Genomic DNA, 13,605 nt, shown 5'->3' with positions numbered 1-13,605 from the left:
ACCGTTGACCGTTGACCGTTGACCGTTGACCGTTGACCGTTGACCGTTGACCGTTGACCGTTGACCGTTGACCGTTGACCGTTGACCGACACAAATTAAAAGCGTGGGGCTATCGTTTATCAACGATAGCCCCACGCTTTAATTTGTACACGAAGATCCAATTTATTCCACCTCGCTTGAATTCCGGTCAACGATCAACGATTCACGCTTTCATCGCATACATAATAATATTCATCCCAAACTTCGTGTTATCCTCCGCCATAAAACGCTTGTTGCGGAAGTCGTAGTCCCACTCACAGCCGTAATCCTTATTGCTATACAGCACAGCGATCCGGCCATTGATCTCAATGGCTTTTAAGTAGTCATGGATCAGATCATCACCCCATCCATTCAATTCAAATGATGTAGGAGGCGGCCCTTTCTCAAACTGAAAAAAAGAACGATACAGCTCGTGATCATTCGGGATCTTTTTCAACGCCTGCTGACCAAATGTAGCAGCCATTTGCGCTTCGAAAGATTTTGCAAACAGTCCATCTATATCATGATTGCAATCATCCACGAACACAAAGCCTCCATTCTGGATATACTTTTTGAAATAAGCATTCTCTTTCGCGCTGAACTGAACCAGCTTGTGACCACTGAGATAGGAAAATGGTGAACTGAATAATTCTTCACTGTCGAGATCCACGATACGCTCCTGCTGATTTACAGGAATGGTAGTATACTCCACGAGTGAGTTCAATAGATTTGTTGGCATACGCTGATCCGTATCCCAATCACCGGAGTGATATCGTATTCTGGAGAAAGTAAAACGTCTGCTTTTAATCATAACCTTCCGTACCCTGATCGCCTAAGATACTGCATCATTCGCTATCGAACATGAATTTCACCACATGAGTTTCACTTTTTTCAACATGTGATGTTTTATCGCAAAAAAACACCAAATTTTAATCAGATCGCAAAAGAAATCATCCTGAATAACGTCAAAATGATCGAACTTCCAACCCGACGGAATTTAATCTGATTTCGTTAGCAGCCGGGAGGACAGTTTACAAGTTTAATAGTTCTATTGTTTAATAGTTTAGTCGTTTAGGATATTAGTATAATTATCCTGGAGCGAAGCCGGACCTCAACTTCTGAAACTTTTACACTTGTTGGAATATTGCCGGCATAACCCCTGTTTTATTTTTTAAAAACAAACTGCTTTGGAACTGACAGAATCAACGGTTGAAGGTTTATTGCAAAAAGTATCTTCATTAAAGCGTGAGATACAAAAAGTGATTGTAGGGCAAGACATCGTGCTGGAAGAAATACTTGTCGCACTTCTTGCCGGCGGGCATTGTTTGCTCGAAGGTGTTCCCGGACTTGCAAAAACCCTGATGGTACGCACACTTGCGCAAGCCCTGCATCTTCCCTTCCGGCGCATCCAGTTCACCCCTGATCTGATGCCAACAGACATCATCGGCACAGAGATCCTGGAGGATGATGCCTCTACAGGTAAACGGGTATTCACCTTCACCCGCGGCCCTATCTTCGCTAACATATTGTTGGCAGATGAGATCAACCGGACTCCTCCAAAAACACAATCTGCATTACTCGAAGCAATGCAGGAGTTTGAAGTTACCTACGCAGGTAAGACATACCAGCTGGACAGGCCATTTTTTATTCTTGCTACGCAAAACCCGATCGAACAGGCAGGCACCTATCCCCTGCCTGAAGCTCAGCTCGACCGTTTTTTGTTATACGTTAAGATTGGATATCCTACAGAACAGGAAGAATTACAGATCCTTGCCAATACAACCGGCACCAGAAAAACCACTGTCAATGCAATAGTGAATGGTGCAGAGATCAGACAGCTGCAATCACTCGTCAGAGAAGTAACGATCAATGATGACCTGACAGCCTATGCAGGTAAATTGATCCGCGCTACCCGTCCTGACACCACGGACATCAGCTATGTCAAAGAATGGGTGAGATGGGGCGCCGGACCACGTGCCGGTCAGGCACTGATCCTGACAGCGAAAGCCCGTGCACTATTGCACAGCCGCTATGCAGTCACCATGGACGATATTCAAACAATGGCATACCCCGTTCTCCGTCATCGCGTGTTAATGAACTTTAAAGCGGAAGCAGACAATATCAGTTCTGATAAAGTAACGGAAGAGCTGATCAAAGTGATCGGAAGGCCAAAAACGCTTTGAGAAATTTAATGGTTTGATCGCTTGACTGTTGCGAAGTTCGATCGTTTAACCCGGACACAATTGCTACCAAACTATTGAGCTAACCCTTTAAACTTAAAATTTCCCATCTTACTCATGTCCCTGCTGGAATCCTACATACTCACTTCCATCAAAAACCTTCCGCTCGCGGCGAAAACAACGATCGACGGTTTTATGAGTGGCGCCAATAAAAGCGCTGCAAAAGGAACGGGTATGGAGTTCAGCCAGTACAGGACCTATATGCCGGGTGATGATCTTCGCTGGCTGGATTGGAAGATGTTTGCTCGCAGCGACCGGTATTATATCCGTGAATCTGAAACGGAAACGAATATCAGCCTGCGGTTACTGGTTGACACAAGCGCGTCGATGGATCACCGTGATGGCAACTATTCCAAAATGGAGTATGCCAGGTATCTCGCGGCCAGTCTCGCTTACCTGGCAAATATGCAAGGTGATTCAGTCGGCCTGTACACACTAAAAGAAGGCGGCATCTTCTCGCTTGCAGCGAGACAGGGTTTTCAAAACCTGAACAGGTTATGCCATGAACTTGAACAGGCCGGTCCAAAAGGAAAGTTCACTCACCCTGTTCACTATAAAGACATTTACTCAGGCGGAAGAAAAAAGGAACTACTGGTATTCATCACGGATATGTACCAGGAGAAAGATGAAATGTATAAACTGCTTGATCTGCTCAATGCATTACGTCACGAGATCATCGTACTGCAGATCATGGGGAAAAATGAAATGACGCTGGATTATAAAGGATATACAACACTGGAAGACCTTGAAACCGGAGCTACCATAGATATAAAAGCCGGCGCACCGAAAACATACAAAGATGCGCTGGCGAAACACCTGGAAAGCATCCGGCATGAATTATTGTCAAAACGTATTTATCACCGGCTCCTGATTATGGATCAACCCATAGACGAAGCCTTGCGGGATTTTTTATATAAGCGCAGTAAAGGATATTAACAACCTTTCTGCAAAATGATCAGTAAGCTTGTTTCAACTATTCAACCCCATAGCCCTATTTGCTTCTGCAGCGGTGATCATTCCGGTGCTGATACACTTGTGGAATAAACGAAAGGGGCAAACATTGAAGGTGGGCAGCATTTCATTGCTCACAGAAAATGCAAAAACGACATCCAGGAATTTCAGGATCACGGAATGGCCACTGCTCCTTTTGAGGTGTTTACTGATCATTCTCGTTGCTGCATTACTTGCCCAACCTTACTGGAATAATCAGCAACAAAAGAACAAGGCTGGTTGGATCATCATCAACGAACATGAACTCGCAACAGCATATCAACAGCAACAATACCTTATTGATTCCCTCCTGAAAAAAGGATTTGAATTGCGCAATCTTTCCCCCCAGATCAACACACTAACATTAAGTGATACTGGGAAGTATGAACAAAATCAACCTGCTGTTCAAAATTACTGGTCTTATATCCGGTATCTGGATGCAGCACTTCCTCCCAAATTTCCTGTTTATATTATTTCTGATCTATCCGCCGCTCATTTTGCAGGAAAACGTCCTTCCGCTCAGCTTGAGCTTTATTGGATCTCCATCAACCGGCCATTAAAAGCCGACACAATAACTGTTGATACCTATGTAGATGCCGATGGACAATCAATGGCCCTTAATAAGATCAGCTCTGGTACCGGGAGCTACTTCGAAAATGTTGCTACAAATTCATCGACTCAAATCAATAAGTCCCGGACGATCAATGTGAGCATCTACGCAGGAGCTAACAGCACAGATGCAAAATACCTCAGTGCAGCGCTCTCCGCCATCGCTTCCTATACAGGTCGAAATATTTTGATTAATCACAGCGGAGACACAGCTTCGAAGCAGGCTATTTTCTGGCTGCAGGACTCGGAGCCCGGTGAGAAGATCATGAACACACTCGCAGCCGGAGGCACCATTGTCCGATATGAACATACCGATTCATCACTAGTAAAAAAATCGTCCACAGCAAATAACGGATCTTCCATTCTGGACGGTAAAGATCAGGACCTGTTCTATCAGTATGCATCAGCAGGATCCAAAGGGTTGGCTGTATGGAAACTTGCTAATGGAAGGAATATTCTGAGTGAAGAAACAATAGCGGGAAAACATATCATCTATTTCAATAGCCGCTTTAATCCCCAATGGACAGATATTGTCTGGAATGAAAGTCTTGCACGTCTGCTGCTCCCGATCGTCCTGGCGTCTCCGGCATACACTGGTAAAGACCTTCGTCAGATATCTCTGGAGCAATCAATGCCCCGTCACGTTGATAAAAAACAGAATGGCATTACTGCTGATGCAGGTTTCCTGAATAAAACAGACCTCTCCTTTTTGTTATGGATCGCAGTTTTTGCGGTATTTACCCTGGAAAGGATCATTGCTCATCATCAATTAAAACAAAAAAATGGCTGAGCAAAAAGGTCATCATATCATCGAAATGCTCAGGCGAAAGTGGCAGCGGAATTTTCTTTCCGGTGCGTTGCTTTCAGGACTTGCCTTTGCATTGCTACTGGCCACTGCATTGAACATTTTTGCAAAAGTTGGATGGTGGTCCGTCGCGCCAATGGCAACCCTGGCATTTATCATTGTTTACCTGCTTCGTCCATTCAGACGTATATCGAACGAAAATATTGCGAGCTTTCTGAACCGGACCTATCCTCAGCTTGAAGAAAGCAGCCAGCTATTGCTGGCGCCCGCAGATTCGCTTACTCTCTTACAACAATTGCAGAAACAAAAGATCGAAAAAGAGATCCTCCGGATCACTACCCCCAGCGATTTGCTCAGGCCATTAAAAAAGGCGGCGCTGACTTTCACCTCCATACTGGTGGTTTGCGTTATAGCAATAACCGCAAAAGCACATTTCCTGAACAACGTTGATCATGACCAAATAAAAAATACTCTTTCACCAAACGAGAAAGAGATCATCCCCCCCGGGATCAAAATGTTTTCGGTGATGATCACCCCTCCTTCTTACACCCGCATGCAAAAGCGCGAACAGGAACAGTTTTCACTGAAAGTTGAAGAGGGCAGCCAGGTAAGCTGGTTAATCAAAACGACTGGAGAGATCGATTCCGTACATCTCCGTTTTAACAATAAAGAAAGCGTTGCGCTAAAACGCACCAATACCAATGAGTGGACCCTGAACAGGCTGGTCAAAGAAGCAGGGTTTTACCAGTTGGAGCTTGCTGGCAACAGTTCGGCCCTGTATACACTGGAAGTGATACATGACCAGCCGGCAAACATCCGGATCATTTCACCACAACAATACACAACGATTGAACCAGGCCGCAAACCTGTCAGTAACCTTCGCCTCCAGATCAGCGACGATTACGGGATCAGCAATGCGCTGATCATCGCTACAAAAGCAAGCGGTAAAGGTGAAAGCGTAAGTTTCAAAGAACAACAGCTCAGCCTCCCTGTTCAATTCAATGGACAAAAAAATATAGAAACATCGAAGCTGATCGATCTCGCATCCATGGGATTACAGGGAGGGGACGAACTGTATTTCTATATAAAAGCGACGGATAATCATGGGCAGGAAAGCCGGTCGGATATGTATTTTATCTCCCTTCCTGATACTGCTGAATTATTGAGCCTGTCCGGCATGGATTCAGGCGTGGACCAGTTTCCGGAATATTTCCGAAGCCAGCGCCAGATCATTATAGACACGGAGAAACTGTTGAAAGAACAATCTTCTGTAAGCAAAGACACGTTCAATACACGGAGCAATCAGCTTGGCATTGAGCAAAAACTGCTTCGTCTTCGGTATGGAAAATTCCTGGTCGAAGAAAATGAAAGCGGAGGAGAAGGTCACAGCCCGGATGACGGTCATGATCATGGTGCCGGTGAAGAACCTGCTTATGGAGATGTCCAGGCTATGATCGATCAGTATGCACACAAACATGATAATGCAGAAGATGCTACTTTTTTTGAGCCTCAGCAAAAAGCGCAACTGAAAGCAATACTTACTGAAATGTGGAACAGTGAATTGAAACTACGCACCTATGTTCCCGCCGAAGCGTTGCCATATCAATATAAAGCATTGCGCCTATTAAAAGACCTGCAACAGAAGTCGAGAGCATATGTCAGCAAAACATCTATCAGGATGCCACCCTTAAAACCTGAAAAAAGACTGACCGGTAAACTGGAAAAGATCGATCCCGCCAGTCAACCACCAAAGCAAACAGCTGAAGATAAACAGCTGGAGCAACTTCGAAATGCAGTTACGGCACTTGAAATGTTAAAGCAGAAAAAACAATTACCAATAGAAGATCAGCAAGCTCTGATTGCCGCAGAAAAAGCCATCAGTGAAAAAGCAATGGCTCAGCCTGTCTTTTTTCTTCCGGCATTGAGCGCAGTCAGGTCGGTGATGGCTGCTCCCGCTTCTGCGTCAAAACAGGATATTCTTTCTATACAAAAAGCATTACAGCAGATCATCATAAGTGATGTGGAGTTGCCCCGGAAAACTAATAACAGATCAGGAAGCCTGGCCGATCATTACTTTAAAAAATTGAACCAATAGCTACGATGAAGCAGGAATACATCGTTATCATATTATCCGCTCTGCTTCTTTTATTTCTTATCCGGAAAGAAATAAAAAGATCAAACCGCTCATGGCTTGCAATGAGGATCATTATGTCTGTGCTGGCCATCACTTCGCTTGCGCTTCTTTTTATTCCGGTCGCCTTCACAACCACAAAAGAGAAGCCCTCTTCTCAAATACTTGTCCTGGTCACACCGGGTGCAGAAAGCGAACCGGACTCATTTAGTTCGTATAAACATATCACTACTGATCAGCAAAGCAGTTCGCCGGACATAACATTTATTCCGGATCTGCCAATCTATCTCAGCAAACATGCTGACGGGATCAACTCGATCCATATAACCGGCAACGGCATCATGCCGTATGAATGGGAGATATTGAAAGAACATAAGATCAACTCCAGTTACACGCCACCATCGGAGCCCGGTGGCATCATACATGCCGATTGGCCGCGATCCATTGCAAGAGGAGGACAGTTCCAGGTGCAAGGCGTTTACAACAATTATGGTGGCGAGGATCTCAAAGTTGTACTAACCGGGCTTGGTACTTCACTGGATTCAGTCAATATACAGAAAGACAGTAGCCAATCCTTTTCTCTTGCCTGTCAACCGTCACACAATGGCAACACTATCTATGAATTACAGGCTATCCGCAACGGTAGAATTGTATCAGTAGAAAAACTTCCGGTGATCATACATCCGATCGGAAAACCGAGGATCCTGTTGCTGAGCTCTTCTCCCGGTTTTGAAAACAAATTTCTTGGAACCTGGCTGTATGAAAATAATTATCCGGTGGCCATACGCAATACGGTCAGTCGCGACAAATACGACCACCAGTTCCTGAACATGAAAGCAACCGCGTTGAATACGATCAACGCTTCGGTTCTTGAAACGTTTGACCTGCTGATCGCAGATGATAATGCCCTGGCGGAATTATCCCCGTCTGCAGCGGCAGCCTTAAGATCACAGATCGATAAAGGAACAGGGTTGATCATTCAGAGCGATAGCAACCGTTCGCTCAGCAGCTTTTCGCGACCATTCATTCTGCGGAAACAGGTGATCGGGCAAACAGCAAAGCGTAACTTGTCGTGGTCAGGCAATGCACCGCAAAAAAATCAGCTGTCTGCAGAAGACTGGTTTGCAATACAGCCTGATCCGGTTGCGCAACAACTTGTAACCGATGAGCACCAATCAGTGATCACCGCCTGCCGCCTCTCGGGTAAAGGAAAAGTGATCCTGAACACGGCAGGCACCACCTACAGCTGGGTTTTATCCGGTACAATGGGCAGCTATTCGTCTTTCTGGTCTTTGTTGATCAGCAAAGCAGGCCGTACGCAAAAAAAGGAAACGACCTGGCGATATTCCCCGGCTTTTCCGACAGTTGACAGTGAAGTAAGACTTACCCTCGAGAAAAACAATCCGATGCCTCCGGTCATAAAGACGACCTCCGGTGATCTTTATACCGATCAAACGCCTTATCTTCCCGATACGTGGACAGGCAACTGGTGGCCTGCTACCCCGGGATGGCAAACCTTATCCAGCACAGACACCGTTAGCATATATGTTTTTGAAGACAAAGACTGGTCTGCCGCCAAAGCAAAGGCACAGATCAGCAGCAACATCATGCATGCGGAAAAGCAAACATCTGCAATTGGTACGCGAAACAAAATAATAACAGAAACGAAGCAGGTTCCGGTTTGGTTCTTCTATGCAGGCTTGCTGATCGCATGTTCGTTTTTGTGGTGGGAAAGAAGGGCGGCAGGATAAACTGGCGGACCACAGACGATGCTTTCGGCTGAAAATTATCCGACATAAAAAGAGGCAACGCATAATTTCATTGATAAAAGAATAAACGATAAACAACAATCAGCGACCGTCCGCGGTCCATGTCTGCACACGGTGATCTGACCTAAACCAAAACAAATACAATCACTCTCAAAAACAGGAGGAACAAACTTTGAAAAGGAAAGACTTTATTCGTTACACGGGCATGATGGGCCTGGGCTCATTGGTTGTCCCGGCTTTTGCACGAAGCATCGATCCGGCAGAAGCCCTTCAGGGAGTAGATGCTGCCATTACAAAAGAACTGGCAGACGTTGCTCTCAATGCTGCAAAATCAAAAGGTGCCACCTATGCTGATGTGCGCATCGGAAGGTACCTGCGTCAGTTTGTTGCAACACGCGACAAAAAAGTGCAGGGCGTAAGCAATACAGAAAACTATGGTGTTGGTATCCGCGTTCTTGCAAACGGCTCATGGGGCTTTGCGGCTACGCATACGGTAACCAAAGAAGCCATCGCGAAAGCTGCCGAGCAGGCAGTGGCGGTAGCGAAAGCAAATGCAAAGATCCAGGGAGAACCTGTTCGCCTCGCTCCGCAAAAAGGATTTGGCGAAGTAAGCTGGAAAGCGCCTATCGAGATCAATGCTTTTGAAGTTCCGATCAAAGAAAAGGTTGATCTGCTGATGCAGGTGAATGATGCAGCCATCACCGGCGGCGCAAGCTTTGTGAATGCAGGTATTTCTGCAGTAAACGAGCAGAAATATTTTGCAAGTACGGACGGCTCTTATATCGATCAGGATATTCACCGTATTTTCCCAAACTTCACTGTTACAAAAATTGACCGCGGTTCAGGTAAATTCATGTCTCGCGGGTCATTGAGCGCCCCGATGGGAATGGGCTACGAATATATGATCCCCCGCGCTGAAGATAAGATACAGGGTGTCGTAACACGTTACAAAAACCGTTACGATATGCTGGAAGACGTGAAGAACGCCACGAATGACGTTCAGCAAAAACTCACAGCAAGATCTGTTGAACCGGGCAAATACGATCTCGTACTCGATCCAAGCCATCTCTGGCTCACCATTCACGAATCTGTTGGTCACCCTACCGAGCTCGACCGTGTTCTTGGTTATGAAGCAAACTATGCGGGTACAAGTTTCCTGACGCTGGACAAATGGAAAACAGGGAAGTTCAATTTTGGCAACAAACTCGTTAATATCGTTGCGGATAAAACACAAAAAGGGTCTCTTGGCGCAGTGGGCTGGGATGATGAAGGAGTGAAATGTGGCGAGTGGGATCTGATCAAAGACGGGATACTGGTGAACTATCAAACCATCCGCGACCAGGCGCATATCCTTGGACTGAACGCGTCCCAGGGTTGCTGCTATTCGCAGGGATGGGATGATATTCAGTTCCAACGAATGCCGAACGTGTCTTTAAGACCAGGTAAAGACAAGCTTAGCGTGGATGATATGATCAAAAATGTAGAAAAGGGAATTTACATCATTGGCGATGGCTCCTACTCTATCGATCAGCAACGCTATAACTTCCAGTTTGGCGGTAAGAACTTTTACGAGATCAAAAACGGCAAGATCACCGGCATGCTGAATGACGTAGCATACCAGGCAAATACGCAGGAGTTCTGGAACTCTGTTTCTGCTATCTGCGATTCAAGCGACTATGCACTTGGTGGCTCATTCAACGATGGTAAAGGCCAGCCAGGTCAGAGCAGTGCCGTATCACACGGAAGTTCAACCACCCGTTTCAATGGGATCAACGTGATCAACACAGCGAGAAGCATCGGATAAAGTAAAAAGTATAAAACAAAAATCTTCAACCAGAAGCACCATGCCGTATCGGGCATTTTTTTACTTTTTACTTTTGAATTCAATTAGAAAACATTTAAAAATCATAGGACACTTATGGCTATTCTTAGTAAAGACGAAGCACAAACAATACTAAAAAAAGTGTTGAGCTTCGCTAAAGCCGACGAAACAGAGGTATCACTTAGCGGACAGCAGAGCGGTAACATCCGTTATGCGCGTAATGCCGTTTCAACAGCGGGTGAAGTAAGTAACCTCAGCCTGAGCGTTAGCTCATCATTTGGGAAAAGAACGGGCAATGCCAGTATCAATGAATTTGATGATGCATCGCTTGAAAAAGTAGTTCGCCGTGCAGAAGAGCTCGCAAGACTCTCTCCGGAAAACCCCGAATACATGCCATTGCTCGGACAATCAGAATTCAAAGAGTCGATCGGATTTCTGGATTCAACGGCTGCAATGAGCCCTTCATCAAGAGCAGATATGGTTGCACAAAGTCTGAAAGTGGCAAAAGATGCCAAACTTGAAGCAGCCGGATTCCTTGAGAACTCCGCAGGCTTCCGGGCTGTTGCAAACTCAAAAGGATTGTTTGCCTACAATAAAAGTACAAACGTGTCTTTCTCTGTTACGATCCGTAACCAGGAAGGAACAGGTTCTGGCTATGTTGACCATAGCTACAACGATGTAAAAAAACTGGACACCCTTGCGCTCACTAAAATTGCGGCAAACAAAGCAACCAGCTCGGCTGGCGCTAAAGCAATTGAACCCGGACGCTACACGGTGATCCTTGAACCGCTTGCGGCAAATGATATGCTTGGCGGTATCATCCGTGGGTTTGACATGCGCAGCGCTGATGAAGGTCGCAGCTTCATGAGTAAAAAAGGCGGTGGCACCCGTCTCGGAGAGCAACTGTTCGACGAGAAAGTAACGATCTACAGTGACCCGATGAATGCTGAACTGCCAGGTTCTACCTGGAGCGGCGACGGGTTGCCTGTTGAAAAAACCATTTGGGTGGATAAAGGTGTAGTAAAGAATCTTGCTGTGAGCCGTTACTGGGCGCAGAAGAGCGGCGTTAAACCTTTACCTGGTCCTGGCGGTGGCCGCTTTGGCGGTGGCGGCATGATCATGGAAGGTGGAACTGCATCTACAGCCGATCTGATCAAGAATACAGAGAAAGGAATTCTTGTAACCCGTTTCTGGTATATCCGTATGGTGGATCAGCAAACACTCGTACAAACAGGCCTCACACGTGACGGAACATTTTACATTGAGAACGGCCAGATCAAATTCCCGATCAAGAATTTCCGTTTTAACGAAAGCCCGATCATCATGCTCAACAATGTGGAAGAACTCGGCAAACCGGTACGCAGCGGCTCTTCTATTATTCCGCCGATGAAGATCAGAGATTTTACATTTACGTCATTGTCGGATGCTATTTAAATAATCGCCTGGCGTAGGGTCCCGCAGATAAGCGCAGATCAATCCGCAGACACGCAGATCTTAGCAGTCTTTCTCTATTATCTCCGTATCTGCGCCTGATCAGCGTAAATCCGCGGGAACCCTGCGCCAGTCAACAATAAAAACATTACCGTGAAAAGAAGAGACTTCATCTCTCTCGCCGGCATGGGCACCACAGCAGCATTCCTCACAGGATTCAGTGCTAAAGGAATGTCCGTTCCCGAACAACGTCTGCTCGAAGGATTTATTGATGTGAAAGAGAAAAAGCGGATGGCAGATATTGCACTGAATGCTGCAAAAGCAAAAGGAGCCACTTATACAGATGTCCGGATCGGCAGATACCTCAATCAATCTGTACTGGCAAGAGATCGACGAGTGCAGGGAGTTGCCAATACAGAGTCCTTTGGTATCGGGATCCGCGTGATCGCCAATGGCAGCTGGGGATTTGCCGCCTCAGAAAAAATGGATAATGCCAGCATCGTAAAAACGGCTGAACTCGCTGTTGCTATCGCGAAAGGAAATGCAAAACTTCTGACCGAACCCGTTCAGCTTGCACCTCAGAAAGGCTTTGGAGAGGTAAGCTGGAAAACACCCGTTGAGAAAAACGCCTTTGAAATTCCTGTAAAGGAAAAAGTAGACCTCCTGCTTTCCGTAAATGATTCTGCGCTGAAAGCCGGTGTCAACTTCGTTAACTCAAGCATTTTTATGGTGAATGAACAAAAGTTCTTTGCCAGCAGCGATGGCTCTTATATCGACCAGGATATACACCGTATCTGGCCAACATTCACTGTGACAAAAATTGACCGTTCAACCGGTAAATTCGAAACGCGTGATGCACTGTCTGCTCCCATGGGAATGGGGTACGAATACATGCTTGCAGGCCCTGAAAACAAATTGAAGAACGGACCGCTGACATTGTACAAAGGCCGCTATGACATGCTTGAAGATGCAATCGCCGCAGCAGGTCATGTAGCTGAAAAGATCACTGCAAAATCTGTTGAACCTGGCAAGTATGATCTTGTACTGGACCCAACGCATCTCGGTCTTACTATTCATGAATCAACCGGTCACCCGACTGAACTTGATCGCGTACTTGGTTATGAAGCCAACTATGCCGGAACAAGTTTTCTTACACTGGATAAATGGAAAACGGGCAAGTTCAACTATGGCAGCAAACTGGTCAATGTAAAAGCAGATCGTCTTGAACCAGGTTCGCTTGGCGCGATCGGGTATGATGATGAAGGGGTGAAAGCCGGCACCTGGGATATTATCAAAGATGGTACACTTGTAAACTATCAAACCATCCGCGATCAGGCACATATCCTTGGACTGAATGCTTCACAGGGATGCTGCTATGCAGACAGCTGGGATAGCGTGCAGTTCCAACGAATGCCGAATGTATCACTGATGCCAAACCCCAATAAACGTTCGGTGAATGACATCATTAAGAAAGTAGAGAAAGGAATTTTTATCGCGGGACGCGGCTCCTACTCTATCGATCAACAACGCTATAATTTCCAGTTCGGCGGACAGGTTTTCTATGAGATCAAAAACGGACAGATCACCGGTATGCTTAAAGATGTTGCCTATCAATCCAACACGCAGGAATTCTGGAATGCTATGACTGATATCGCCGATAAAGATGATTATCGTTTATTCGGCACATTCAATGATGGCAAAGGACAACCTTCCCAATCAAGCGCAGTATCGCATGGCTCGTCTACCGCATTGTTCAGTGGCGTGAATGTGATCAATACGGCTAGGAGTAT

General features: G+C 45.9%; 9 protein-coding genes. 8 read left to right on the top strand and 1 reads right to left on the bottom strand.

Going from position 1 to position 13,605, the window contains the following annotated elements:
• Positions 1-202 precede the first annotated feature (202 nt).
• Entirely contained in the window at positions 203-829 is a 627-nt protein-coding gene (locus tag LZZ85_RS26960; protein WP_255724363.1) for a DUF4159 domain-containing protein, read from the bottom strand.
• A 376-nt stretch (positions 830-1,205) separates the two neighbouring features.
• Between LZZ85_RS26960 and LZZ85_RS26955 the strand changes: the two genes are divergently transcribed.
• The 8 genes from LZZ85_RS26955 to LZZ85_RS26920 form a co-directional block, all read left to right on the top strand.
• A complete protein-coding gene (locus LZZ85_RS26955; protein WP_237876975.1) occupies positions 1,206-2,201 on the top strand; it encodes an AAA family ATPase in 996 nt (331 codons plus the stop codon).
• A 114-nt stretch (positions 2,202-2,315) separates the two neighbouring features.
• Positions 2,316-3,194 (top strand): DUF58 domain-containing protein, encoded by an 879-nt coding sequence (locus tag LZZ85_RS26950; RefSeq protein ID WP_237876973.1) that lies wholly within the window; start codon positions 2,316-2,318, stop codon positions 3,192-3,194.
• A 28-nt stretch (positions 3,195-3,222) separates the two neighbouring features.
• Positions 3,223-4,647 carry a BatA domain-containing protein gene (locus LZZ85_RS26945; RefSeq protein ID WP_237876971.1) on the top strand — a complete coding sequence of 475 codons (1,425 nt, stop codon included), beginning with the start codon at positions 3,223-3,225 and terminating at the stop codon, positions 4,645-4,647.
• The gene (locus LZZ85_RS26940) at positions 4,640-6,757 is read left to right on the top strand and encodes a DUF4175 domain-containing protein (RefSeq protein WP_237876969.1); all 2,118 of its coding nucleotides are present in this window, start codon (positions 4,640-4,642) and stop codon (positions 6,755-6,757) included. The genes LZZ85_RS26945 and LZZ85_RS26940 overlap by 8 nt, the downstream gene beginning before the upstream one ends.
• Positions 6,758-6,762: 5 nt before the next feature.
• The gene (locus tag LZZ85_RS26935; RefSeq protein ID WP_237876967.1) at positions 6,763-8,544 is read left to right on the top strand and encodes a hypothetical protein; all 1,782 of its coding nucleotides are present in this window, start codon (positions 6,763-6,765) and stop codon (positions 8,542-8,544) included.
• 190 nt (positions 8,545-8,734) lie between these two features.
• The gene (locus LZZ85_RS26930; RefSeq protein ID WP_237876965.1) at positions 8,735-10,366 is read left to right on the top strand and encodes a TldD/PmbA family protein; all 1,632 of its coding nucleotides are present in this window, start codon (positions 8,735-8,737) and stop codon (positions 10,364-10,366) included.
• A 114-nt stretch (positions 10,367-10,480) separates the two neighbouring features.
• Positions 10,481-11,818, top strand: a complete 1,338-nt coding sequence (locus tag LZZ85_RS26925) for a TldD/PmbA family protein (RefSeq protein WP_237876963.1) — start codon at positions 10,481-10,483, stop codon at positions 11,816-11,818.
• Positions 11,819-11,968: 150 nt separating this feature from the next.
• The coding region (locus tag LZZ85_RS26920) for a TldD/PmbA family protein (RefSeq protein ID WP_237876960.1) at positions 11,969-13,605 on the top strand (1,637 nt) is incomplete at its 3' end.

The organism is Terrimonas ginsenosidimutans (assembly GCF_022012415.1).
In the GTDB taxonomy this organism is placed as follows: domain Bacteria; phylum Bacteroidota; class Bacteroidia; order Chitinophagales; family Chitinophagaceae; genus Terrimonas_A; species Terrimonas_A ginsenosidimutans.
The sequence above is the reverse complement of the archived record's forward strand: the minus strand, read 5'-3'. Positions and strand labels throughout refer to the sequence as shown.